General features: G+C 41.4%; 22 protein-coding genes. 16 read left to right on the plus strand and 6 right to left on the minus strand.

The window, feature by feature from the left end; genetic code table 11:
* Positions 1-342 precede the first annotated feature (342 nt).
* Positions 343-1,161: a hypothetical protein gene (locus GBI66_RS16790; RefSeq protein ID WP_215901028.1), complete on the plus strand. Its 819-nt coding sequence runs from the start codon at positions 343-345 to the stop codon at positions 1,159-1,161.
* A 43-nt stretch (positions 1,162-1,204) separates the two neighbouring features.
* Positions 1,205-1,378 carry a cbb3-type cytochrome oxidase assembly protein gene (locus GBI66_RS19505; protein WP_005204510.1) on the plus strand — a complete coding sequence of 58 codons (174 nt, stop codon included), beginning with the start codon at positions 1,205-1,207 and terminating at the stop codon, positions 1,376-1,378.
* 112 nt (positions 1,379-1,490) lie between these two features.
* Here GBI66_RS19505 and GBI66_RS16795 read toward each other — a convergent pair whose 3' ends face one another.
* Positions 1,491-2,495, minus strand: a complete 1,005-nt coding sequence (locus GBI66_RS16795) for an AraC family transcriptional regulator (RefSeq protein WP_151716874.1) — start codon at positions 2,493-2,495, stop codon at positions 1,491-1,493.
* 167 nt (positions 2,496-2,662) lie between these two features.
* Between GBI66_RS16795 and GBI66_RS16800 the strand changes: the two genes are divergently transcribed.
* From GBI66_RS16800 to GBI66_RS16825, 6 genes are all read left to right on the plus strand, one after another.
* Positions 2,663-3,664, plus strand: a complete 1,002-nt coding sequence (locus GBI66_RS16800) for a putative solute-binding protein (RefSeq protein WP_151716875.1) — start codon at positions 2,663-2,665, stop codon at positions 3,662-3,664.
* Positions 3,665-3,734: 70 nt separating this feature from the next.
* Positions 3,735-4,646: a metal-dependent hydrolase gene (locus GBI66_RS16805; protein ID WP_151716876.1), complete on the plus strand. Its 912-nt coding sequence runs from the start codon at positions 3,735-3,737 to the stop codon at positions 4,644-4,646.
* 129 nt (positions 4,647-4,775) lie between these two features.
* Complete coding sequence (locus GBI66_RS16810) at positions 4,776-5,783, plus strand: putative solute-binding protein (RefSeq protein WP_151716877.1); 1,008 nt, start codon at positions 4,776-4,778, stop codon at positions 5,781-5,783.
* Between the two features lie 164 nt (positions 5,784-5,947).
* Entirely contained in the window at positions 5,948-8,356 is a 2,409-nt protein-coding gene (locus GBI66_RS16815) for an FdhF/YdeP family oxidoreductase (RefSeq protein ID WP_151716894.1), read from the plus strand.
* 29 nt (positions 8,357-8,385) lie between these two features.
* Positions 8,386-9,174, plus strand: coding sequence for a formate dehydrogenase accessory sulfurtransferase FdhD (gene fdhD, locus GBI66_RS16820; RefSeq protein ID WP_151716878.1), 789 nt, complete (start codon positions 8,386-8,388; stop codon positions 9,172-9,174).
* Positions 9,175-9,258: 84 nt separating this feature from the next.
* On the plus strand, positions 9,259-10,200 hold the full coding sequence (locus GBI66_RS16825) for a Dyp-type peroxidase (protein WP_151716879.1): 942 nt from the start codon (positions 9,259-9,261) through the stop codon (positions 10,198-10,200).
* A 44-nt stretch (positions 10,201-10,244) separates the two neighbouring features.
* Here the strand turns inward: GBI66_RS16825 and GBI66_RS16830 are convergent, their stop codons facing one another.
* The 4 genes from GBI66_RS16830 to GBI66_RS16845 form a co-directional block, all read right to left on the minus strand.
* Positions 10,245-10,640, minus strand: a complete 396-nt coding sequence (locus GBI66_RS16830; RefSeq protein WP_151716880.1) for a thioesterase family protein — start codon at positions 10,638-10,640, stop codon at positions 10,245-10,247.
* A gap of 85 nt (positions 10,641-10,725) precedes the next feature.
* Positions 10,726-12,126: an AdeC/AdeK/OprM family multidrug efflux complex outer membrane factor gene (adeC, locus tag GBI66_RS16835; protein ID WP_151716881.1), complete on the minus strand. Its 1,401-nt coding sequence runs from the start codon at positions 12,124-12,126 to the stop codon at positions 10,726-10,728.
* 79 nt (positions 12,127-12,205) lie between these two features.
* Positions 12,206-15,316 (minus strand): efflux RND transporter permease subunit, encoded by a 3,111-nt coding sequence (locus GBI66_RS16840; protein ID WP_151716895.1) that lies wholly within the window; start codon positions 15,314-15,316, stop codon positions 12,206-12,208.
* On the minus strand, positions 15,316-16,461 hold the full coding sequence (locus GBI66_RS16845; RefSeq protein WP_151716882.1) for an efflux RND transporter periplasmic adaptor subunit: 1,146 nt from the start codon (positions 16,459-16,461) through the stop codon (positions 15,316-15,318). The genes GBI66_RS16840 and GBI66_RS16845 overlap by 1 nt, the downstream gene beginning before the upstream one ends.
* A 143-nt stretch (positions 16,462-16,604) precedes the next feature.
* On the opposite strand from GBI66_RS16845, the gene adeR reads away from it, so the two are divergent.
* A complete protein-coding gene (gene adeR, locus GBI66_RS16850) occupies positions 16,605-17,333 on the plus strand; it encodes an efflux system response regulator transcription factor AdeR (protein ID WP_005187495.1) in 729 nt (242 codons plus the stop codon).
* Positions 17,334-17,362: 29 nt separating this feature from the next.
* Here adeR and GBI66_RS16855 read toward each other — a convergent pair whose 3' ends face one another.
* Positions 17,363-17,629 (minus strand): transporter suffix domain-containing protein, encoded by a 267-nt coding sequence (locus GBI66_RS16855; RefSeq protein ID WP_033134049.1) that lies wholly within the window; start codon positions 17,627-17,629, stop codon positions 17,363-17,365.
* Between the two features lie 147 nt (positions 17,630-17,776).
* On the opposite strand from GBI66_RS16855, the gene adeS reads away from it, so the two are divergent.
* From adeS to GBI66_RS16890, 7 genes are all read left to right on the plus strand, one after another.
* Complete coding sequence (adeS, locus tag GBI66_RS16860) at positions 17,777-18,847, plus strand: two-component sensor histidine kinase AdeS (RefSeq protein WP_005187498.1); 1,071 nt, start codon at positions 17,777-17,779, stop codon at positions 18,845-18,847.
* Positions 18,848-19,083: 236 nt separating this feature from the next.
* On the plus strand, positions 19,084-20,439 hold the full coding sequence (locus GBI66_RS16865) for an LLM class flavin-dependent oxidoreductase (RefSeq protein ID WP_151716883.1): 1,356 nt from the start codon (positions 19,084-19,086) through the stop codon (positions 20,437-20,439).
* Between the two features lie 89 nt (positions 20,440-20,528).
* Positions 20,529-21,578 carry an NADP(H)-dependent aldo-keto reductase gene (locus tag GBI66_RS16870; RefSeq protein ID WP_151716884.1) on the plus strand — a complete coding sequence of 350 codons (1,050 nt, stop codon included), beginning with the start codon at positions 20,529-20,531 and terminating at the stop codon, positions 21,576-21,578.
* A gap of 437 nt (positions 21,579-22,015) precedes the next feature.
* Positions 22,016-23,539, plus strand: coding sequence for a DUF3138 domain-containing protein (locus tag GBI66_RS16875; RefSeq protein WP_151716885.1), 1,524 nt, complete (start codon positions 22,016-22,018; stop codon positions 23,537-23,539).
* 24 nt (positions 23,540-23,563) lie between these two features.
* Positions 23,564-24,631, plus strand: coding sequence for an ABC transporter substrate-binding protein (locus GBI66_RS16880; RefSeq protein ID WP_004806296.1), 1,068 nt, complete (start codon positions 23,564-23,566; stop codon positions 24,629-24,631).
* A 77-nt stretch (positions 24,632-24,708) separates the two neighbouring features.
* Positions 24,709-25,962, plus strand: a complete 1,254-nt coding sequence (locus GBI66_RS16885) for an MFS transporter (RefSeq protein WP_151716886.1) — start codon at positions 24,709-24,711, stop codon at positions 25,960-25,962.
* Between the two features lies 1 nt (position 25,963).
* Positions 25,964-26,803, plus strand: a complete 840-nt coding sequence (locus GBI66_RS16890; RefSeq protein WP_151716887.1) for an ABC transporter permease — start codon at positions 25,964-25,966, stop codon at positions 26,801-26,803.
* Positions 26,804-26,813: the final 10 nt, after the last annotated feature.

The raw sequence follows: 26,813 nt of genomic DNA on the forward strand, positions 1-26,813 counted from the left end.
CAGCAAAAGCAGTCGCTAGGAAAATGTGAAAGAACGGACTTAAATGTTTGAAAATAAGCAGAACCTGAAAAAGCTGTGGCTTGGATATTTAAAAGCGATTTAAGTTTTATTCATCATCTAATCTTCTGTTGTATATGAGTAGGTACAATTTCTTTTTGTTTTTTTATAACAGATGGGGTGTCCATAAATGATCTGTTATATTTTTTTAGCGAAACTCTGTAGCTATTCAGTTGTTTGTACCTGATTCAAAATAGCATCAAGCAACGATGCAGTGTGTTAAATATTGATCAAGCATTGTAAGTCGTTTGAATGACATTAATTCGGACTGAATGGCGTATGACTATGTTTATCACCAAAGAACTTAATGCGTTGACTCAGCTTTTTCAAAGCAAAGTTCCATCGCAAGCAGTACAACAACAGCTAAGTCTTGAATATGTAAATCTTGAAGCAACTTTATTAAGAGGCAAGGTACTCAGAGATTTTTCTAAGGAAAAGGTCGCTTATATTGCTCAAGCTGAAATTGTGGGAAACGATAATAATCTCGCCTATTTATTTGCGCCATTTATGATTGCCAATTTAAATCAGCCAGTGATTTATACCACGCCAGTCTCGTCCTCTGTTCTTAAGATATTGAATCAATACTATCAAGCCGATAAAAGTGTCAATCTCAAAATCGAAGATGTGATTCATAGCCTGAAACTTTATATCGAGCTGGTCGATGATGCAAAAGTAGAGCAAGATTTTCTGTTCCGTTGTTTAGTCAAGGCACTGTGTCGGACGGATGTCTTTCATATCTTCTTGATCACGCATTTGTCACTGGATCAGCAACAGATTCAAATCCTAGAAGATTATTTTGATGTGAAAATTGATGTGATTCATGCTGATCGTAGGCCAAGCATGCTCAATGATGAATTGATTAATACGCGTAGGCTGCTATTTAAAAACAAAGATGAAGCACACAAAAGCTTATGTACTTTGTTTTCCAGTCTTAATGCAAATCTGGTAGCGAAGATTGGTCAGTTTAGTCCAGCCCAAGCGGCTCATTTAATCGAGGATATGTTCTATTCGGAACATATTTTTGAAAAGTTATCGGTCTATGCCGAATACATGCAAACCCGTATTCAAAATGGCGCTAGTTTTAAGGCTTTATCCACCATGTAATTGTTATGAATTAAATTTTAGTCTTTCAATAGGAGCAGAGCTCATGTCTCAACAGCAATCAAAATTCCCATACCTTGCGGTTGGAATCAGTATTTTATTAGGTTGTTTATTCTTAGTCTTTTTCTTTCTGGCTGTCAGCAATCAACCCGATTATATGCCATCGCAACAGAAGCAAAATGCTGCTCATGTACAATCAACAGTTCAATCAAATAAATAACTATTTTTTAATCCGAAGCTTGGTTTTTCTCTCTTACTGGTGATTTTGAGCACTTGCCAGTAAGTTTTTTTTAAATGCTAAAATTTGGTTTGTTTGGATGGTAACGAAAAAGCTAATAGCGACGTGGAGAGGTCCCAGTCCAGCGTTTAAAAGCACGAGAGAAATTTTTGGTGTTGGTATAGCCAAGATGAGCTGCAATATTTTCAAGTGATAAAGTTGGATTTTTGAGTAGTTGGATAGCTTTTTCACATCTTACTTTATCGACCAATGTTCTAAAATTTGTGCCTTCATTTTCCAGTTTTCGTTGCAAGGCTCGTTCAGACATTTGAACTTTCTTTAAGATTTCAGTTAAAGGGCTTATTCCCATCGCCTCATCATAGATCAAATCTTGCAAAGTACTGCTAAAACTATTTTGTTTTAATAACTTACGTAGCTGTGATTTACATTCCTCTCGTGCCAGACGCTCTGCAATAGCATCAGAATGTAATAATGGAAGATCTAATATTTCTTTTTTAAATTCTAAACGAGTCGCAGGGCGATTAAATCGCACATCACCAGGAATTAACGGCAGCAATTTATCAAAATAATCGGGTTTACTAAATTGTACATCGGCAAAACCAGTCAATTCTTGCCCTGAAATATTTTTCCCCATCTGTGCAAAACCAAGCAATAACGCAATCTGAATAACTTCATCCAAATAATAGGCTTCGGTCTGTTCAAAGATGATGACTGCATGCGTATCGACAACATCAAGTTTGATGGTGTGAATACTGGATTGAAGTGAAATAAACTCCTGCGCAATATTGAGTGCTTGTTTTACATCTTGTGCGAGCATGGCTGCCATCCCCATTAAACCATGGCAGGTAATGGTCATTTGCATGCCCAGATAAAAACCAAATTCAAGTGCAGGAACTTGAGTCAGTTCAAGTGCTCGTCGTAGGATCGCCATCACAATTTTGGCATCAGCCCGCCATAAAGGTTGCACCAATTGCTCTTGAGTGAAGCCTGAGTTGCTGAGTAGTTCATCCGCTGATATATCCCAACGTGATACCACATCAACCATGAGCGCAATATAAGTGCCAGGTACTGTTCTTTCGGATTGTTTATTTAAGGGCATAACAGGGATCGTCGGAAAATGATACTAAAATGGCTTACTGGGAACTATTACAACATTTTTTTTTATTTAAAAATAGGCGCATTAACACTGAGGCAAAGCATTAATGTTTCAGCATTAACTGTTACTGAGCGTGTTTAAATTGTTTAAAAATTACACTAGGACCCGTAATGAAAAAAGGAATTTTGATTACAGCCTTTCTCACTGCATTTTCAACCACAACACAAGCAAAAGTTGATATCTGTGTATTCGATTTATTGGGCAAGGCAGGTGAGTCTTACAAAATTGTAGAGGAATGGGCGTTGGCTGCAAAGGCTTGGCAAGCGGATTTGAATCTCATTGCATACCAAGACGAAGCCAAAGCCCAAAATGATTTTGAAGCAGGCAAATGTGATGGGGTATCGATGACATCGATGCGAGCACGTAAATACAATAAATTTGCAGGATCGATTGATGCATTAGGTGCGATCACCAGTAATTCGATTGCCCAGAAAGCCATTACTTATGTATTAGATCCTCGGAATAAACATCGTCTGGTGACAAACATCAATGATGATGAGTATGAGGTGGCTGCCATCGCTCAAATTGGTTTGGCTTATGTTTTTGTCAGAGATAAAACCATTAATACCATTGAGAAAGGTAAAGGCAAAAAATTCGCCTATTTACATTATGATCAAGCTCAAAAAATGATTGTAGATCGATTGGAATTGGTGGGTGTGCCTTCCGAAATTTCTGATTTTGCGAAAAAATTTAATAACAAGCAAGTTGATGTGATTGCGGCTCCTGCATATGCCTATAAACCTTTAGAAATTGCCAAAGGTTTGGGGAGTAATGGTGCAATGTTTAATTTTCCAGTGATTAATTTAACTGGTGACATCATTATCCGCCCTGACAAATTCCCAGTTGGTTTTGGTCTGAAATCTCGTGCTTGGGCCACCAAGCAATTGCCCAAAAACTTTGCCACGATTGCACGTTTAGAAGCTGAAATTCCTGAAAAGTACAAACAGAGTCTTTCTGCTGAAGATAAGCGCCGTTACCAACAAATGCTTCGCGATGGCCGCATTGAATTAACCAAACTGGGTGTTTATGACCCCGTCATGATGGGTGTACTAAAGCGTGCGCGATGTACGGTGGAACGAACTAATTTTGAATGTTCATTGAGTGGCGAATAGCGCAGTTATTCACTGAGCTTATTCAAAGATTAACGATGTGATAAATGAAGGTTGTAAAGTTGAGGTCAATATGAATGCCATTCCCCATCATCATAAACTGGTTGCTAGGCCTGTAAAGTTTGATTTTTCTAACTCTCCTGTGCAATGGATTCCTAATGATCCTGTATGCTCACATTTAATCAATGGGATTAACTTGATTTTACCTGCGGGAGAATTTTGGTTCTGTCGTGTTTATAACAAGGCTTTACCTTATGTAAAAAATCCTATTCTTATGGATGATGTAAAAGGTTTTATTCGACAAGAAGCAACTCATGCACGTGCGCATCAAGGTGCTCAGGAATTTCTGAAACAGCATGATTACGATCTGGAACCCGCTTTCAAAAAGATCAACTGGATCTTTGGTATTTTGCTCGGTGAAAGTCCTTTAGGCATTAAACAATTGGAAATAAAGCCATTAGAGCATTTCTGGTTAATTACACGAATAGGGGTAGTTGCTGCCATTGAACATTTCACGGGTGTGCTTGGGCAATGGTGTATGGACAATAAATCATGGGACAAAGCTGATCCAGTTATTGCCGACATGTTCCGCTGGCATTTGGCAGAGGAAGTCGAACATCGTTGTGTTGCATTTGATTTATTTAAGGAAATACTGCCAAATCCGATTCTCTTTTATCTTTATCGTCAGTTCTTAATGGCATTGGTTTTCCCGATTTTTATTTATGTATTGGCAGATGTTGGTCGACATTTAGGTAAACAAGATCCAGATATAGCTGTACAAAAGATTGCACATAAGAGTTTATTTGGCATTTTATCTACCTATAACAAACAAGCCAAAGCAACAGATAATGGACCGACATTGACCTTTATAACCAAAGCAACAATTCGTTGGATTTCACCTAAGTTTCATCCAGAAACGGAAGGGAATACCCAACAAGCTTTAGATTATTTGGCTCGATCACCTGCCGTTCAAGCATTGAAATAGGGACTGTAATTATAATTTTTTATGATTCAGTATTTTTAAATAACGATGATTTTGAATCGTTATAAATAAGAAGGCACATCGAGTGTCTTATGAGGAAAACAAACATAACGTTTGTAAAAGGATGGACATATGAAAAAAATCGCATTAGCTATCGTAACAACTTCAATGTTGAGTGTTTCTGCTTCAACCCAAGCAGCGATTGATGTTTGTGTTTTTGATATTTTAGGTAAGTCTGGTGAGGCTTATAAAATGATGCAAGACTGGGCACTGGCAGCCAAAGGCTGGGGGGCAGATATCAACCTATTGGCGATCACGGATGAACAGGTCGCTGACAATAATTTTAAAGCAGGGAAATGTGCGGGTGTGGCAATGACTTCAATGCGTGCCCGTCCATACAATAAATTTGTGGGTTCGATTGACTCTTTAGGGGGGGTACCCAGTGACGAGATCGCAAAACGTGCCATTACCTTTGTATCTGATCCGCGTAACGCAGCGAAAATGACCACTAATCTTGGTGGCAATAAATATGAAGTAGTTGGAATTTCCCCTTTAGGTTCAGCTTATATCTTTGTTCGTGACAAAAGTATTAATTCAATTGAAAAAGCCGCAGGTAAAAAGTTTGCGGTATTGGGTTATGACGATGCACAAAAATTGATTGTACAACGTGTTGGTGCGCAAGCTGTACTTTCTGATATTTCCAACTTTGCTGCTAAATTTAACAATGGTCAGGTAGATATGATTGGTGCACCAGCTTATGCATATAAACCTTTGGAACTTAGCAAAGGTTTAGGCAGCAATGGAGTCATGTACAATTTTCCTGTATTACAAGTCACTGCAAACGTGGTCATTCGTCCTGAAAAATTCCCTGCTGGTTTTGGGCAAAAATCCCGTGATTGGTCAGTTAAGCAACTACCGAAAATCTTTGCAACCATTAAGCGTCTAGAAGCTGAAATTCCTGCTAAATATAAGATGAATTTGACCCCTGAAGATAAATTGAAATATCAAAAAATGATGCGTGATGGGCGTATTGAATTGACTCAACGCGGGGTTTATGACGCAAGTATGATGTCTGTATTAAAAAAGGCACGTTGCTCTGTGGATAAAGCCAACTTTGAGTGTGCTTTGGCAGGAGAGTAATTTAATAATTTTTATCAAATGATCAATAAAGCCTAGATGACCTAGGCTTTATTTTTGACGTCAAAAATACAGGCATAAGACAAATCAAGAATAGAAAAGAAGCAAAATTCATGTTAATCCTATCTGTAGCCAATGTTAAAAATAGCTCAGATGAGGGCAGCGTGATGGATAACTCAGAACAACCCATTCATAAGCAAGAAAATACCAGTTTTGCAAGAATTGAACCCTATACCCAACCTGCGGGTGGATGGGGCGCATTACTGAGCGTTGCCCGAAACCTAAAAAGGCAAGACATTTTAAAAAAAGGTTCAATCACTTTACTTAATATTAATCAGCCGACTGGTTTTGACTGTCCTGGCTGTGCATGGCCTGAGAAAAAGGATGCGCATGCCTTTAACTTTTGTGAAAACGGTGCCAAGGCTGTGGCTTTCGAAGCAACCAGTAAAACGGTAACACCAGAATTTTTTGCACAGCATACCGTGAGCTGGCTTGCTGAACAGAATGATTTCTATCTGGAAGATTTGGGTCGTTTAACTGACCCGATGCGTTATGACCCTGTGTCAGATAAGTATGTGCCGATTTCTTGGGATGAAGCCTTTCAGTTGATTGCCAAACATCTACAGGCGCTTGATCACCCTGATCAGGCTGCTTTTTATACCTCTGGGCGTGCCAGCAATGAAGCGGCTTTTTTGTACCAATTATTTGTCCGCAGCTTCGGCACCAATAATTTTCCAGATTGTTCCAATATGTGCCACGAAACCACCAGTGTTGGCTTAAAAGATGCGATTGGTTTAGGTAAAGGCACCGTCATTCTAGATGATTTTGACCAAGCAGATGCCATTTTTAGCTTTGGGCATAATCCAGGCACCAACCATCCAAGGATGTTGGCAACCTTAAGAGAAGTCTCTCGAAGAGGCGGTAATATTGTTGCCATTAACCCAATCAAGGAGCGTGGGCTGGAACGTTTCCAAGATCCGCAAGCCCCATTGGAAATGATGACCAATGGCAGTACCCCAATTAGTCGTTATTATTTCCAACCCAAAATTGGTGGTGACTATGCGCTGATGTTTGGGGTGATGAAGCATTTATTGGAGTGGGATAAAAAGGCACTCGCGAAAGGAAAAGCAAGCGTTTTTGATCGTAGCTTCATAGAATTGAATACCATTGGTTTTGATGAGATGTTGGCTGAGATTGATGGTACAGCATGGTCTGAAATTCATAAACATACGGGACTTTCACCTGAACATTTAGAATCGATTGCCAAGATGTATCTAGATGCAAAAACCGCTATTTTCTGTTGGGGGATGGGAATTACCCAACACCGTCATGGTACAGCTAATATTCATATGTTGGCGAACCTGATGTTGGCACGGGGACATATCGGTCGTCCAGGGGCAGGCCTCTGTCCTGTGCGAGGGCACAGTAATGTGCAGGGCGACCGAACCATGGGGATTAATGAAAATCCAAGTGATAAGCTACTCGATAGTATTGATCGGGTATTTGGCATCAAGTCGCCACGTAAACATGGTTTTGGTGTGGTCGATACCATCAAGGCGATGTATGAAGGTGATGTAAAAGTCTTTATTGGCCTAGGGGGAAATTTTGCGGTTGCCACACCTGATACACCTTATACTCAAGAGGCATTACGCCGTTGTAATTTAACCGTCAATATTACTACCAAGTTGAATCGTAGCCATCTGGTGTGTGGTCAGGATGCGTTGATGCTACCGTGTCTAGGGCGTACCGAAGTTGATATGCAAGTGCATGGCGCACAAGCGATTTCAGTAGAAGATTCCATGAGCAATGTGCATCTTTCAGCGGGACGTAATCCTCCGATCTCAGAAAATATCTTATCTGAACCTGATATTGTGGCGCGTATGGCTGAAGCAGCATTGCCTGAGAGTAGGGTGAAATGGCGCTGGTATATTGAAAGTTATGATCGTATTCGTGACTCGATTGCCGAGGTTTTTGATGAATTTCATGATTTCAATCAACGAGTTTATCAACCAAGTGGTTTCCATTTAGAACATCCTGCCAATCAGCATGTCTGGAATACACCAAGTGGTAAAGCTCAGTTTTTGATTACACCATTGGCCGAAGTTTACGAAGATAAAGAAAACCAGTATGCAGCGGCCTATAGCGAGCAACAAGTATACACCTTGATGACCACTCGTTCGCATGACCAGTACAACACCACGTTATATGGTTTGGATGACCGTTATCGCGGTGTATTCGGGCAACGCCGAGTGTTGTTTATGAATCAAGCAGATATTGATGCAGCGGGCTTTGAAGCAGACCAATGGGTTGATATTGAGAGTGTATTCTCGGATGGTGTGAAACGGATTGTACATAGTTTCCGTATTGTGCCGTATAACATTCCACAAGGCAGTCTAGCGGCTTATTATCCAGAAACCAATCCATTGGTGGCATTGGGTAGTCATGATAAATATGCCAAAATTCCAGCGTCTAAAAGCATACCTGTGATTTTGCATGCAGGTAATGCACCAGCACATTTTAATTTGAATGTTGAAGTTGACCCTGAGCATGCCAATGAACGCGTCAGTAGCGCATAGCTCGAATCAGTGATGCAAATGAGGTAAGTGTGGATACAAAAACACGAGGTTATGAAACGGTGCCAGTGCATCGTTTCCATCGCGATGTCTCTGAAAATGAACTGGATTATATTGTCCAAGAGTATCCTGTTGCCTTAATTTATAATGGTATTTCACATGCCGTGATGATGGCAACACCATCAGATATTGAGGTCTTTGCCAAAGGTTTTAGTCTCTCGGAAGGGATATTACAAAGTTTAAGCGAGTTGTATTCACTCGATATTCGTCAAAATGAATTGGGGGTTGAAGTGGACATGACCATTTCATCCCGTGCTTTCATGGCTTTAAAAGAGCATCGACGTATGATGGTCGGGCGTACAGGTTGTGGTTTATGTGGTATTGAAAGTCTAAAGCAACTCTATGCAAATCTACCTGCGGTCAGTACCCATTTTTCTTCAACATGGTTAAGCCAAATTCCAAATGCAATTGCACAATTAAAAGTCAGACAAAAAATTACTGAACTGACCGGTGGAGCACATGCCGCAGCATGGGTCGTGAAAGGGCAGATCGTAGCGTTATTTGAAGATGTTGGTCGGCATAATGCCTTGGATAAATTATTGGGTTACTTGGCTGAACAGAAAATGGATGTTGCGGAGGGTTTTGTAGTAATGACCAGTCGTGCCAGTTATGAGCTGATTCGTAAATGTGCGCAATACAATATTGGTCTATTGGCGACTATTTCTGCACCTACCAGTATGGCGATTGAAATGGCAAAACAATTAAATCTCACCTTAGCCAGTTTTTGCCGTGGTGAGAGCTTTGTTTTATATACTGAATAATGGTAAAAATTTGTGATTTGTCTGATCTCTAATGCATTGATTTGTGTAGGATATGAGCATTAAGTTTTTTTATTCCCAAATATTATGAATACACCTTTAAGACCTCAGCCTGTGATCAACAATCTTTCAGGTGAAAATGCTTTATTTATCGTGCTTGGCATCAACACCAACCCTGATCATTCGGGTGTAATTGATTTTCTTGCGAATTTTTCCGCATTGGTACGCAGTCTGACCAATCGTTTTCCGAATAGTAATTTCAGTGCTTCGGTGGGGATTGGCTCAAATGCCTGGGATTTGCTGTTCCCTGATTTAAATAAACCGAAAGAGCTGGCACCATTTCAAGAGATCAAAGGGCCAAGACATACCGCGGTAGCGACAACAGGCGATTTATTCTTTCATATCCGTGCCAATCAAATGGCGATTTGCTATGAGCTTGCCTCAATTTTACATGAGCAGTTAAAAGAAGATACTTACCCAATTAGCGAGACCAAAGGTTTTAGATACTTTGATGGTCGTGCGATTATTGGTTTTGTAGATGGTACTGAAAACCCTGAGCATGAAATTGCCAAAGAGATTGCTTATGTCGGTTCAGAAGATGCCGAGTTCCTTGGTGGCAGTTATGTATTTATCCAAAAGTACCTACATAACATGGAAATGTGGAAGGGTCTAAGCACCGAAGAACAGGAAAAAGTGATTGGTCGAAAGAAGTATGATGATGTCGAGCTGGGCGATGACGTTAAACCACAAAGTGCACATAATGTCGCGAGTAAGGCTCATGATGCGGACGGCAACGAGCTTAAAATCTTAAGAGCCAATATGCCATTCTCCAATCCAACAGAAGGAGAGTATGGCACTTTCTTTATTGGCTATTCTCGTTCTTTTAATATCACCAAAACCATGCTTGAAAATATGTTCTTAGGTAAAGAAACTGGACATGTCGATCGTTTACTTGATTTTAGTACCGCAGTTTCAGGTAGCTTATTCTTTGTGCCAACTTTTGATTTTCTTGAAGATTTAGGCGAATAAGTTTAATCCGCTGAAATAAATTAGTTTATTTCAGCGGAGAATATTTATTGGCCCATCAAATATTGTTGTAACTGGTCGCGGAATTGATCTGGGATACGACCTGATTTTTGCGTGCTGAAATCAAAATACACCTGAACAGCTTTGCCACGTGCAACGCAATGCTCATTTTGCCAAGCTTCATGCGCCACAATAAAAGAAGAATTGCCGATATGTTCAATCCATGTTTTGATTTCGATATCAGCGCCGTAATAGATTTGTGCAACAAAATCGACTTCAACCCGTGCCAGAATCAAAGGCAAATTCTTGATGTCCATGCCGGGATTAAATAGACGGAAAACTGGTTCACGTGCAGTTTCAAACCAACCTGTAATCACAGTATTGTTGATATGTCCGAAAGCATCGGTTTCATAGAATCTAGGCGTAATCGAAAGTGTAAACATAGTTGAATGGTTATTGTCTTATTTAAACTCAAATACTATAAGGGCTGAATCTTTAAAAATCAGCCCAAATAATCGACTTAAGCGTTTACGAAGCCTGAGATAAGCCGCCACCTAAAGCTTTATAGAGTTCGATCTGATTATTTAATTTGGTTTGTTCCAACAGCAGTAGACCTTGCTGAGCTGCATAGGCAGAACGTTGTGCATCCAATACGGTCAGATAACTATCAATACCCGCTCTAAATCGGGCTCTGGATAATTTATAATTGGTCTCTGTAGCAGAGACTAAACGACGTTGTGCTGCTAAACGCTCATCAATATGGGCATGTGCAGCCAATGCATCATTGACCTCACGAAAAGCGGATTGAATGGCTTTTTCATAATCTGCCAGTGCAATTTGTTGTTCAGTTTCTGAAATTTTAATATTGGCTTTACGCGTCCCCCAATCGAAAATAGGCAGGTCGATACTTGGCCCAATTGACCAAGAAAAACCACCTGATTTAAATAAATCTTTAAGATCTGTCGATGCATAGCCAGCTGAACCTGTCAGGCTAATCGTAGGGAACATACGTGCTTTGGCTGCACCAATATTGGCTCCAGCAGCACGTAATTGATATTCAGCAGTTTTCAGATCTGGACGGTTATTCAGTAAATCACTGCTTAAGCCCGTTGCAAAGCTGTGTTCAACACTAATCGTTTTTACGGCTTGATTCGGCAGGAGATTTTGAGGAACCGATTGACCAGCCAATAGATCCAGTAAGTTTTGTGCTTGTGCCACTTGAGTTTTATAGGCGGCAACATCATTTCTTGCAGTTTCAACCGATATCTGTGCTTGACGCAGCGGAACCTCGCTATCAATTCCGACATCAAAACGTTTTTTATTCAGATGATAAGAGTCGAGCTGTGCTTTTAAGGTCTGCTCAGCCAGATTTAAATTGGCTTTTGCATAGGCATAATCTAACCAAGCTTGCGACACTTGGCTGACTAAACTGATCTGTGTGGCTTCTCTTGCACTCTGGGTAGCAAAGTAATTATTTAAGGCCACATCTTTTAAGCTTTTGACTCGACCCCAAAAGTCTAACTCATAAGCTGTCATCCCTAGACCGACTTGAAAAGTTGAATAAGGATTGTTTGGGTTCACAGATGGATTCACCTGTCGAACAGCACTGCCATTTGCCCCAATAATAGGTAACTGGTCATTTTTGCTGATCTGATATTGTTGCTGTGCACGCTGAATATTCAGTGTTGCAGTACGTAAATCACGGTTGTTATTTAAGCTGATTTCAATCACTTGCAATAGGCGTGTATCGGCAAAGAACTGTTTATAGCCCTGAGTTGCAATAGAGTTGCCTGTGTTTGCGAGGGCAAAATTTTGTGGAATATCCGATTTGATCGTAGGTTTTGGTGCCTGCAGATTCATACATGCGGTTAAGGCAATCGAAAGCGTAGAGACAAGCAGGCCACGAGATAAGACAGTCGCTTTAGACATGGTCTTCTCCAAATAAAATAAGAATAAATGCAGAGGAGGAGTCAGAGGAAACCCATTGATTCCCTCAGCTCTATGTCATTTAAGATAGATTTTTTTGTTTCGATGAAAACAGCTTTTCAACTGCACCCAGAATGAAAATAAAGAACACTGGGACAAAGAAAATTGCCAGAATCGTCGCTGAAATCATGCCGCCAAATACACCTGTACCTAAGGCATGCTGCGTTTCTGAACTTGCACCTGAGGCGATCACCAGTGGAATCACACCACAAGTAAAGGCTAAAGACGTCATCAGAATAGGGCGTAGACGGAGTTTGGCTGCGGCCACAGTGGCCTCGACTAAACTCATGCCTTCTTCTTTCAGCATCTTGGCAAATTCGACAATCAAAATCGCGTTCTTTGCAGATAAACCAATAATAGTAATCAGGCCAATCTTAAAGAACACATCATTCATTAAGCCACGAGACATAATCGCAACCACAGCGCCAAAAATACCCAATGGGACGACCAGCATCACTGAAAGCGGAATTGCCCAACTTTCATAAAGTGCAGCGAGTACGAGGAATACCACTAGCATTGATAACGCTAGCAGAAAGGCCATCTGCGATTCAGATTGTTTTTCCTGTAAGGAAATACCTGTCCATTCATAACCGATGCCTTTTGGCAATTTAGCAATCAGCTGCTCCATTTCACGCATGGCATCGCCTGATGAAGTATCAAAATTCGGAATCCCTGCAATACTCAACGATGGGCGACCGTTATAGCGGTTATATTGCTGTGGCGCTTTATTCCACTGCGGTGTCACCACTTCAGACAGAGAAACCAACTGCCCATTTGAACCCATCACTTTCAGATTCAAAATATCTTTTAATTGCATACGTGATTTGGCATCGACCTGTACGATCACTTGTTGCATACGTCCCTGATTTGGGAAATCATTGATATACATCGAACCCATTGAAGTTGAAATAATGTCGGAAACATCAGAGAACTTCACACCCAGAACATTCAATTTTGCACGATCAATTTTTAAAGAAATATTGTCACCTTGCGGTAAGCCTTCATTCCAAACCATATAGAACTTTTTATTCTTGGCGGCCATTTCCATTAACTGGCCTTGTGCAGCTAATAGCGCAGGCATACCCAGATTTGCACGGTCTTGTAAGCGTAAGCTGAAACCGGCAAATGTCCCAAGTTCATCAATGGCAGGAGGTAATACCGCCATTGTTGCACCTTCTTTACTGTGTGCCATGGTGGCATTGACCGCATTGGTCATTTCAGTTGCTGTCGAAGTACGGTCTTTAAAGTCGGTTAATGTGGTAAAAGCCACAGCCACGTTTTGACCTGCACCACTAAAGCCCCAACCCATGATGGTCGTGTTACTTTTAACATTTGGATTGTCTTTTAGACTGCTTTCAAATTCATTGACTACACCTCGCGTTCTTTCAGCAGTGGCGTCCGATGGTAACTGGAAAGACGTCAGGAACCAGCCTTGGTCTTCTTCTGGCATAAATGCTGTAGGCCAATACTTCATACCTGCAAAGGTAAGGCCTGTAATCACTACAAAGATCACCATCATTGGAATACTATGTTTAATCACTTTAAGCAGGATCAATTCATACTTTTTAGTGACTTTATCGAAGCTGCGATCAAACCATGCAAAAAAGCCTTTCTTCTGATGGTGGCCATCAATTGGTTTAAGAATCGTGGCACACAATGCAGGCGTTAAGATTAATGCCAATAATGCTGAGAACAGAATTGAGACTGACATGGTTAAGGTAAATTGTTGATAGATAATACCGACCGAACCACTGGCAAAGGCCATCGGTAAGAACACCGCTGCCAAGACTAAGGTAATCCCAATAATCGGACTGGTAATTTCCTTCATTGCTTTGGAGGTTGCTTCTTTTGGAGACAGTCCTTCAGTCGCCATAATTCGTTCAACGTTTTCGACGACCACAATTGCATCATCGACGATGATACCAATCGCAAGCACCATACCAAACATGGTCAGTACGTTAATCGAGAAACCTGCCAGTAGCATCACCGCAAATGTACCGAGTAGTGCAATCGGTGCAACAATAGCTGGAATCAAGGTATAACGAACATTATGCAAGAATAAATACATCACAATGAAAACCAGTACCATGGCTTCAAGTAAGGTATGAATCACTTTTTCAATCGAAATTTTGACAAAAGGTGCGGTGTCATAAGGAATACTGAAGTGCATGCCTTCAGGTAAATTGAGTTTTAATTCCTCAATTTTTGCTCTTACACCTTCCGCTGTTTTGACGGCATTGGCGCCTGGACTAAGCTGAATCGCAGCAGCCGTTGCGGGTTTGCCATCTTCTAAAATCGCAAAGTTATAGGCCTGTGAACCCATTTCAACTTCAGCTACATCAGAAAGTTTAATCACACTACCGCTGGTTTTACTTTTTAGGCTGATATTTTTAAATTGTTCAACATCGCCTAATTGGCCTTGTGCCGATAGTGGGACAGTAATCAATTGACCTTTTGCTGCAGGGAGATCACCTAATCGTCCTGGTGCGATCTCGACGTTATTTTCACGGATAGCATTATTAACATCACTAATTGATAAACCATAAGACACCAGTTTATTGGGATCAACCCAAATACGCATGGCTTTTTCAGCACCGAAGGATTGAACTTTACCAACGCCTTCAACACGTTTCAGCTCTTCCACCACGTTACGGACCAGATAATCACTCAGATCAACTTCAGAATACTGTCCATTGGGTGAATTGATTCCGACCAACATCAAGAAACCCGATGACGATGCCTCAACCTGCAAGCCTTGTTGGCGAACTACTTGCGGTAAACGTGCTTCAATAGCTTTGATTTTGTTTTGTACATCAACCTGTGCCATATCCACATCTGTACCCGGTTTAAAGGTCGCAGAAATCTCCGCAGTACCTGAGGTATCAGTAGTTGAGCTATAGTACAGCAGATTTTTGACCCCTGACATTTCACGCTCAATCAAGGTAACTACACTGTCATTGATGGTCTTGGGTGTCGCGCCTGGATAGGTCGCACTAATATTGACTTGTGGCGGTGCAACACTTGGAAAGCGGGCAATCGGCAATTTGGGTATACTGAGTACCCCAAATAAAATAATGAAAATCGCAATCACCCATGCGAAGACAGGGCGGCGAATGAAGAATTGTGACATCATCATTGAGCTCCTTGTGTTGCAGGTACTTTCCACGTGCTTATTTCAAGTTTTTGATTGGGCTGAATACGATCAACACCTTCCACAACGATTTTGTCGCCTGTTTTAAGGCCTTTATTGGCGATGTAGAACTGATCATATTGTTGTCCCAGTTCAATCGGGCGAATATCAGCGGAACCTTTGGCATTGATCACATAAACTTGCGGGTCGCCATTGATATTGCGTTGAATTGCTTGAGCAGGGACAAGCAAAGCTTGAGGCACTGAAGCTCGGTCGATATTGACGCGGACATACATGCCTGGGAGAAGTTTTCGTTCAGGATTCTGAACTTCGATACGAATGGTGACATCACCTGTTTCAGGGTCAACATTGATGTCTTCAAATAGCATTCTGGCAGTGACGTTATAAGCTTGACCATGGCTATTAGAAATACGCACAGTTTTTTCATTATTAGCAGATAACTCACCACTTTGTAGTGCAGCCTGCAAACGTTCGTATTCACTAATTGACTGTTTTACATCAACATAGACTTTATCAATCTGTTGTACAGTTGCCATGGTATTGGCATCGCCTTGGCTGACCAATGCACCTTCGGTCACAAAAGATTGCCCAATACGACCCGAGATCGGGGCACGAACAGTGGCATATTGAAGGTTCAGGTTTTGACGGGTAAGCAGGGCTTTCATTTGCGCAACATCTGCTAAGGCCTGACGATATTGAGCTTGTGCATTGCTGACTTCTTGCTTACTGATTGCATTGCTTGGAAGTAATTGTTCATAGCGTTCTAATTGAACTTTTAAACGGACTACTTCAGCTTCGGCCTTATTCAGAGAGGCTTGGTTACTATTCACATCAGCCTGAAAAGTTTCCGCGTTAATTTTATAAAGTGCTTGACCTGCTTTAACTTCACTGCCTTGTTTAAATAGTACTTTTTCAATAATGCCACCGACTTGTGGGCGAATTTCAGCAGTTCGGAAAGCCTGTACCCGTGCTGGCAAGTTTTCGCTAAAGCTAACCGATTGCGGCTGAATATTTAAAATGCTCACTTTGGCAGGGGGTGTTTCTGCTGGCTTTGTCTCCTCAGAACCACAGCCTTGTAGCACAAGTCCGATAGATAAAAATAATGGAAGTAATAGATGCTTTTGCATTCTGTCTAAACCTTGGGAGTTTTTGATGCTGGCATTATTTTCGAACTTTGTGTAACGATCATCGCTGAAGTGTGGAAAAAGTGTGGAGATCAACAGATAAATCATCGTATGATGAATCGATTGTTTTATTGATCTAAATCCTTATGTTTGAGCACTCTTTTTCTTTCGATTGCCATGACAAACTTATTCTTGTGGTAGAGGATGAGTATGATATTGGGGACATCATTGAGCACTATCTTAAGCGTGAAGGGATGCGCGTGATTCGGGCAATGAATGGTAAACAGGCGATTGAAATTCATGCTGCACAAACAATCGATCTGATTGTGTTGGATATTAAATTACCTGAACTGAATGGCTGGGAAGTATTAAGCAAAATTCGGCAAAAGGCGCAAACCCCCGTGATTATGTTGACGGCATTGGATCAGGAAATTGATAAAGTCATGGCATTACGGATCGGTGCAGATGATTTTGTTGTCAAACCATTCAATCCGAATGAGGTGGTGGCGCGTGTTCAAGCGGTGCTGCGACGCGCTCAGCAAAGCCAGCAGGCACCCAATAAAAATCTAAGTTATAAAAATATTGAAATTAATACCGATATTCATAGTGTCTATATTCTTCAGCAGCATAAGAAGGTGATGCTGAATTTAACCCTGACTGAATATAAAATCTTGCTACAAATGATTGATCATCCTCATAAAGTCTTTACTCGAAGTGAACTGCTGAATCATTGTCTGCCTGATAGTGATGCTTTAGAGCGAACAGTTGATAGTCATGTCAGTAAGCTGAGAAAAAAACTGGAAGAACATGGCCTGCAACAGATGTTGATTAACGTGCGTGGGGTCGGTTATCGCCTCGATCATCCTGTGGAATGAGCGTGTTTTGAATGTTGATGGCTTTAATTCTAGTGATCAGATTTTCTCTTCTGTGACTTAAAGGATGTAAACAAGCGTTTAAATCCATTTTTGATTTTTGCCCAATATTCTTTACCCAATAAGGCAATCACGATTAACAGTAGAATTTCACCCCCAATCGCCATTGCTGTCATGATCAATGCTTTATGCGGGATGTCTAAGAATGGAACGATAGGAAAGGCAAGCCAGTAAGCGATGACTATGGCCAAAAGCACGAAGCCTATTTTCTTGCGTAGATTGAGTTTTGGTTTTTGCATTTTGGTCACATCAATAAAATTTTGATGCTGCTATTTTTGGAAAGGTTTGAGGAGCAATGATCTTGAATGTGTGGAAAAAGTGTGTAAATCACTAAAAAAATCAGCGTATCATGTGAAAAAGTTAGGTTAATTGATTGGAAAGATCCAATGAAGAATAAGTCAGGTATTAGTAAACAGTTGTTTATCGCATTAAGTATCGTGAACTTAAGCGTGACGCTGTTTTCTATTTTGCTTGGCTATTTTATTTATAACTATGCCATTGATGTGGGCTGGATTACGTTAAGTTCTTTACAGGAAGATTGGACAGAATTTCATTTTGTCGATTGGATTTGGCTATCTACTGTGATTTTTTGTGGTGGTGTCATTTCCATTATTATCGGGATGCATTTGGCCCAGCGTTTTATTAAGCCGATTAATTTCTTGGCAGATGCAGCAAAAAGAATTAGTCAGGGTGATCTGTCCGCACGGGCAGATGATAGTCAAATTCACTCCACTGAAATCGCTGAGTTGATGCAGAATTTTAATCATATGGCGCAGCAACTAGAAAGCTCGGTTGAAAATGCACAGGTCTGGAATGCCGCTATTGCACATGAATTGAGAACACCAATCACGATTTTGCAGGGGCGTTTGCAAGGTGTTTTGGATGGGGTGTTCCAACCTGATGAAGCATTGTTTAAAAGCCTGCTCAATCAGGTGGAGGGATTATCACATTTGGTTGAAGACCTGCGGACACTCAGTTTGGTGGAAAATCAGCAGCTGAGATTAAATTATGAAAAGATTGATTTTAAATTGCATGCGGAGAAAGTTTTAAAACTGTTCGAAGATCGCTTGGCAAAAGCGCAACTTATTCCTGTATTGGAGGTCAGCGCCACATTTATAAATTGTGATCGTCGGCGTATCGAGCAGGTTTTGATTGCTTTGATTGAAAATGCAATTCGTTATGCCAATGCAGGCACATTAAAAGTTTCATCAAAGCAAGTCTCGGATGAATGGATCTTACAAATCGAGGATGAAGGCCCAGGTATTGCTGAAGAATATCAACAGGATTTATTCAATCCTTTCTTTAGATTGGAACAGTCTAGAAATAAAGAATTTGGTGGGACTGGCTTAGGTTTGGCGGTTGTACATGCGATTGTCATTGCGCATAAAGGTGCAATCGAATATAGCAACCCGAATCACAATAGTGTGTTTACGATTTATCTGCCTGTTCACGTTTAATCTAAGTGATTTAGGCGATTGTTAGTGTTCGACTATGCTCATAAAGATCTGCTATGAATAAAAGAAGAGATGTTGATTTAGCACCACCTGTTCAACAGAATCGTGCTGTTGCTGAAACATTGATAAAATTAATAATTTTTAATTGATTGATATTTATAAATAAAAAACATGGCATTCAATTTGTATTAACCACAGTGAAAGATAAATTGTGTTTAACAACAAATTTGGAGCAAAACATGAGTAGAAAAATTCGATTAGGTGCATTTATTCCCGCTACTGGACAACATGTCGCTGCATGGCGACATCCTGAATCGCAACCGACCAAAGCAGTGGATTTTGATTTTATTAAAGAGCAGGTACAACTTGCTGAAAAAGGCTTATTTGATGCCTATTTCTTGGCAGATGGTCTCGCCGTTAATTTCGGACAAGCTGAGAAAACAGGCTATAGCGATAAAGTAGCGGGCTTTGAACCTGTCACCTTGTTCGCAGCTTTATCAACGGTGACCAAACATATTGGTTTTATTGCAACTGCATCAACCACCTATGAAGAACCGTATTTATTGGCGCGTAAGTTTGCATCTTTGGACCATCTCAGCCATGGTCGAGCAGGATGGAATGTGGTGACCTCTGCTTCGGAAGCTGCCGCGGCTAACTTCGGTTATGAACAACAAATTCCACATGCAGAGCGTTATGAGCGCGCACAGGAATATGTTGATCTGATTAAAAAACTTTGGGACAGCTGGGAAGATGATGCCTTTATTCATGATAAGGCATCAGGTGTATTTTATGATCCTGAGAAAGTTCATAATCCGAATCACAAAGGTAAATACTATGCCGTAAAAGGTGCCTTGAATGTACCTCGTACACCACAAGGTTATCCTGTGATTGTACAAGCGGGGCAGTCAGGGCCGGGACGTGATCTTGCAGCGCGTTATGCCGAAGTTATTTTCACGGCCAATCAAAAGCTGGAAGATGCGCAAGAGTTTTATCGTGATGTAAAAAGTCGTTTGGCCAAATATGGGCGTTCAGCCGATGAGCTTTTAATTTTACCGGGCGTTTCTGCGTTTGTGGGTCGTACTGAAGAAGAAGCGCGTGCCAAATACCAACAGCTTACAGACCTGATTCACCCAGAAGCAGGGCTTGCCTTGTTGAGTGGGTTAAGTGGCGGCTTTGATTTTTCAGGTTATGATCTAGATGGCCCATTCCCAGAATTGGGTGAAGGCCAAGGCATGGTGAGTCGTCCTGCTCTAATTGCAGATATTGCCAAGAAAAACAATTTCAGTATCCGTCAGCTGTATGAATGGGTGGCGGGTGCACGTGGCCATTGGCAATTGATAGGCACACCTGAACAGATTGTCGATCAATTACAACAATGGTTTGAGAATGAAGCCGCGGATGGTTTTAATATTTTGCCACCAAGTACACCTGCTGGGTTAAATGATTTTGTTGAATTGATTGTGCCAGAGCTACAACGCCGTGGCCTGTTTCGTACCGAATATGAAGGAACGACCTTACGTGAAAACCTAGGTTTGGCACGTCCAGAAAATCAATATGTCCTTACCCGACAGGCTGAAAAAAACAAAGCCAGTTAAAATCATGTTAAAACTAAATCATGAATCAAAGTAACAAGAGTGACTTTTAAGCGTCACTCTTGTGTTATCACAAGTGAATTGAGTGAAAAATGCAATATAGAAAATTAGGTCAAACTGATATTGATGTTAGTGTTATCGCCCTAGGCACCATGACTTGGGGTGAGCAGAATTCTGAATCCGAAGCACATGAGCAGTTGGATTATGCAGTGGAGCGTGGCGTAAATCTGATTGATACGGCTGAAATGTACCCCGTACCACCGAAACCCGAGACACAAGGCTTAACTGAACAATATATTGGGACATGGTTAAAGCAGTCACAGAAACGAGACCAAGTATTGATTGCAACCAAAGTGGTAGGTCGTTCAGGGAAATTAACCCAAGCCTCGCATTTCCGTTCTGGTCAAACCAAGTTAGATCGAGCCAATATTGAAACTGCGCTACATGATAGCCTGAAACGTTTACAGACGGACTATGTTGATCTATATCAGCTTCATTGGCCTGATCGCAGTACCAATCATTTTGGTGAATTGGGCTATACCCATGTTGAAAATGAAGACACGGTGCCAATTTTAGAAACCTTAACAGTTTTGTCTGATCTGATTCGAGCAGGAAAGATCCGACATATTGGTTTATCCAATGAAACACCCTGGGGTGTGAGTCAGTTTTTAAAGTACTCCGAATCATTGGGCTTAGCGCGGGTCGTTTCTATCCAAAATCCATATAACTTATTGAACCGTAGTTTTGAAATTGGTAATGCAGAAATTGCGATCCGTGAGCAGGTAGGATTACTGGCTTATTCACCTTTGGCTTTTGGTGCTTTGACAGGTAAATACTTAGATGGCGCACAACCAGCAGGCGCACGTTTAACCTTATGGGAACGTTTTGCACGTTATAAAGGTCAAGCCTCTGAAGATGCAATTCGTCGTTATGTGACCTTAGCTAAACAATATGATTTAGATCCTGCCCAATTGGCTTTGGCTTATGTGAATAGTCGTCGTTTTGTCACCAGTAATATTATTGGGGCAACCAATCTCAATCAGCTCAAAAGCAATATTGAGAGTATTGACCTACAGTTACCTGATGAGGTCATCCAGGGAATCGAACAAATCCATCAAGCCCATCCTAATCCCGCACCTTAAGGCATAGATCATCTCCTACAATTTAACTTTGGTTTTGTTCAGGACAGTTGAGTTAATCCAACTGTCTTTTTTTATTGTGGGATCAAAATATTGCAACATGACTCATATATCTAAAAATAAGAAATAGAAACCTTGAAATGTGCTGTTTTGGTATAAGCATGGTGTTGGAAAATCAACAGTGCTTCAACAGAGAGAAGTGGATGTGTTTTTGTAAATATTAATATAAAACAATTTCTTAATACTTGGCATGCTGCTTGCAAAGATCAAAGTATATAAATCAAAGATTGATTTTATGCAGGCTGAGGAGCACAGAATGAAGATGTTGCGTTGTTGTATGGAAAGTTAATTTCTCTCTCATTTTTTAATTCATTTAGTTCGAATCTTTTTCGGTGTGATTGCTTATTCAGTCACACACAGGATTTTTTTACTCAAATTTTATGGTTTTAGTTTTAGGGGTTCTATTGGTGAAAAAACATTATCTCTCTTTATCGATTGCTCTGGGCATTACAACACTTTTGGGAAGTGGCACAGCTCAAGCAGCAGAAGATATTGATACAACATTAGCGCAATTACAGGCGCAATTGACTGCTCTACAGCAGCAGGTCAATGCATTAAAGCAAAAGAAGCAAGCTTCAACGGAGCTGAGCGAGACAGCGCAACTTACAGCCCAAGACGATACATCGGCAGAGGCTCAGGAGGAAAATACGGAACATAGTTTTGCCACTCAAAGTGAGCTGGCAGGTTTTCGGAGTGATTTAGAAAACTATAAATATGATCAATCACGCCAATATGAGCGGACTTCGGTGAAATCAACCCGAGATACAACCTTGTATGGCACGGTACAAGTCCGTGCACAAACCCAAAGTCGAGATACCTCTGCTGGGAACCCTGCGCCTGTTACACCACGTCGTAATACTTTCGATATCCCTACGGCTTTATTTGGCGTACGAGGAAATTTATATCGAGATTATAAGGAAGGCAAAAACTTAGATTACCAATTGTCTTTTAGTTACGGCAAGCGTACGGGTACAGCAGGCAGTGCCAGCGATTTGAACTTGGCCGATGCTTTTTTACGCTATAACTTTACTTCAACCAATGGTGGCCCTGAAGTCCCACGCTTAAACGTGACGCTGGGGCAACAACTGATTCCCTTTGGCTTAGACCCACAATCTCCAGAGGATTTACGACCGACCATTAATGTTGCAACAGGATTGGCGCAATTGGGTCTATTCAATCGCCAGACAGGTCTGATTGTGCGTGGTGATGTAAAACCATTTGTTGATTATTCATCAAACTATCGTGCACCGTTATTTGAGTATGCTTTGGGTGTGGTCAATGGCAATGGCACCAATAAAGTCGATGACAATGACAAGAAAGATTATATCGGACGGGTGGCTTTCACCTTACCCGTTGATTATGCCAGTTGGTTCCGTGAGTTGAAATTTGGTGCTTCGTATCTCAAAGGTAGTAAAAACGTCATTGCAGGCAGTAATGTTCTCGATGGTAACGGTCGCAATGATCGTTTGGGTTTCGATATTTACTACAACCATGCACCATTTGGGGTGACTTATGAATATGTCAAAGGACTTAGTGATTATGCAACTGCGACAGGTTCAACCTCAGAAGTAAAGTCTGAAGGGCATACCGCAACTCTGTTTTATACCTTTGGCGATCAATTTTATAACAGCGTGAAATCCGTCGCGAAGTTTGATGATTTCTGGCCGAAATCAATTCAGAGCTTCTATCGCTATGACAGCTATAACCCAAATAAAGGCGCAGATGTGATCGGCATTGCTGGGCATGGCTTAGGCAAAGTCGATATTCATACCTTGGGGCTAAATTTCTTCTTCGCACAAACCACCAAATTCCAATTAGGGCTGAATCGCTGGAGCTATGACCACGAGACAGCTGCGCAAAAAGACTTCTCGGAAGTACAAGCGCAATTCCAATACACCTTTTAATTTTCCAATATGAGTAATGACACAATGAAATTTTTGACGAAACATTTATTTATTGGTGCAGCGGCAGGTTTGCTGGTTGCCACCAGTTTCTCTGCTTTTGCTGAAACCAATCCCACAGAAATCCGACTGGGAGTTCCAGGTGCAGGCGTAGGCGGAAAACCTAAAGTCGGAGGAAGTGCTTATGCAAGTGCCAATCTACGTGGCATTTTGGAAAAAGAATTTGCCAAAGATGGCATCAAGGTGAAGTGGTCATTTTTTCCGGGTGCAGGGCCCGCATTAAATGAAGCTTTAGCCAATAAAAAGGTCGATTTTGGTATTGGGCATGGTGATCTACCTTCGATTGTCGGACGTTCAACGGGTTTGAAATCCAAACTTTTATTTGTGACTGGGCGTTTTGGACCTGTGTATTTTGCAGTGCCATCTGATTCAGGCGCGAAAAGTCTGGCAGATTTAAAAGGCAAAACCATTTCTGTATTTAAAGGCACCAACCAACAGCTGATCCTCGGTCGTTTATTACGGAAATATGGTTTCACTGAAAAAGATTTCCGTGTGATTAGTCAGGACTTTTATTCAGCTCAAACCTCACTGTCTACAGGGGATATTGATGGTTTGATTACCAGCCCATGGACATTAGAAGCACGTGGTGTGGCAAAGCGTATTTTAGAAGTACGTAAAGATCCAAATCTGAATGGCCCATTAGTGGCATGGGTGAGTGAGGATTTTGAGAAGAAATACCCACAAATTGTGCAGCGTGTGGTGACTACATTTATTAAAGATAACGTGTGGAGTTCCGATGAAAAGAATCGTGATACCCAGTACAAGTTATGGGCTCAAAGTGGCGTGCCTTACCTAGACTATAAAAAAGACTGGGATGATTACTCGCTGAAAGACCGTAACTCACCATATTTTGATGATTATGCGGTGAATTCTTTAAAGAAATCGGTTCAACAATCAATTGATTACAAACTGATTCGCCGTCCAGTGGATGTGGATTCTTGGATTGAACCGAAGTACCTCAATACAGCGATTCAAGAGCTAAAACTAGAAAACTTCTGGCCAAAATTTGATGTAAATGGCAACCGTAAAAAGTAATTGTGATTTGGGTTAGGCCAAGGGCGTGTATGCCTTTGGCAAGCCAGTTTATTTGTCCACCATTTTAGGAATGACCTATGCGTCAGGAATCGGTTGCTCAGGTTGAACTGGGTCAAGGGCACTTTGTATTGGGCTTTATTGGCTTGGCATTGTGTGCAGGCTTGGGCATTGGGATTGCGAAAATCGTCACTTCTTTATATGCGGTGCAGCTAGCTGCGAATGAGTTTGAAATGGGACTGATTGCCGCAGTACAGAGTTTAGGTATTTTGCTGATTGGATTGCCAATTGGTCTCTTAGTACAACGCTATGGACCTAAAACAATGTTTTTATTAGGAAGTTTTCTGGCAGCGGTGGTGTATGTCATGGTGCCATTTTATCCAGCGGTTTGGTATCTGATTTTAGCTACTTTCTTGGTTGGGTTATGCATGCCAATGCGGTTTGTTTCACTCAATACAGTCTATATGCAGCATTTAAAAAGCATAGGTGCTGCTCGGGCGGGATGGTTTAGAGGCACACATATGATGGGGTTCTTTCTAGTTGGCCCTTTACTGGCAGTAAGCTTGGTAAGTGCGGTGGGATTCTCAGGTGCGTTTTGGTGGATTGCTGGACTTTTTCTTTTACCGATATTGTTTGCACCCTTGGCCTTTGGCGTAAGCCCAACAGGAATTAGTCAGGCAGAGCGAGATGAGGCATTTAGCCTTGCTGTTATTGCCAAGCAATTGGTTTTATTAAAGCAAGATCAGGCTTTACGCCGCACCAGTTTGATTGAAATGGCGAGCAATGCGGTGATGGCGTACTACGGCTTTTTCATTATTGTTATTGCAATCAAGGATTTTGGTTTGAGTGAAACGATTGCTGCCAGTTTGGTGACGCTACAGGGAGCTGTGTTTGTCGTAGCCTTATTTACGACGGGAGCTTTGCTGACACGATGGGGAATAAAACGCTTTTATCAAACGGGTTTTGCTTTTGTTGCGGTGGCATCTGTGATGTTGGGCATACCTAAAATTTCCGTGCTGCTTTGGGTGGGTGCTGTGATTCTGGGCTTGGGTCTCGCGATGCTGCATATCGTCAATTTCACCATGTTTGCCAATGTGGGTGAACGCTTGGGAATGGCAAAGGTGTCTGGATTAACCGCGATGGCAGGACCTGCAGGTGCGTTATTGGGAAGTATTGTGGGAGGCTGGTTGGGTCACTACTGGGGCTTACAGTCGATGTTTCTTATTTCAGCGGTTTTGTTTGGCGGGCTGATCGGTTTTTCTCAGCAACTTACACAAGTTTTTATAGCACCGCCGCTAGAGATTGAAATGTATTCAGAAATAGAGGGTCAATAAAATGAGTAGTATCGAAACTCAATTAGAAAATGAACACACTTGGCAGCGAATCAATTTAGCCCCTTATTTCAAGCAAATCGGCATATGGGCAGTTCGTATTGTATTGGCTTTGGTTTTACCTGCGATTGCATTGGCGGTTTGGCATTATGCCTTTCAGAAGCAATGGTTACCTGAACAAATTTTGCCTAGCCCAGCCTTAGTTTGGCAAACCACGTTGGAGCTGATTGATACGCATGAGTTACAGGATAATTTATGGATTAGCCTAAAACGAGTTGCTTGGAGTGTCTTAGTCGGGGGCAGCGTCGGGTTGTTCTTGGGTTTCCTGATTGGATTATCACGTATCGCACACAAGTTTATTTATCCAACTTTTAATTTGATTGCGCAATTTCCAGTGATTGGCTGGATTCCATTACTAATGATTTTTTTGGGTATTGATGAAAGCCTAAAAATTGCAGCGATTTCACTTGCGGTATTTGTTCCTGTGCTCGTTGCGACCTATCGCAGTGTTTTGAATGTACCTCCGCATTTATTAGAAGTCTCGCAGGTGTATCGCTTTAGTGCGTGGCAGCGATTTCGCCGTGTCCTTTTGCCTTCTGCTTTGCCAAATATTGTCAGTGGCTTACGCCAAGGGATTATGCAGGCATGGCTGTCACTGGTTTTTGTCGAGCTATTAGCCAGTAGTGAAGGAATTGGTTACCTCATCGTGTGGGGACGGCAGTTGATCCAACCAGACATTATTTTTATGGCTGTCATTGTGATCGGGATTGTTGGTTTTGTTTTAGATCATATCTTGGGTTGGGTTGAACGCTGGTTTAGCCATTGGCAACGCAGTGCATTTTAAAGGGGGATTA

This window comes from Acinetobacter sp. TUM15071, from assembly GCF_008980925.1.
GTDB classification, from domain to species: domain Bacteria; phylum Pseudomonadota; class Gammaproteobacteria; order Pseudomonadales; family Moraxellaceae; genus Acinetobacter; species Acinetobacter dispersus.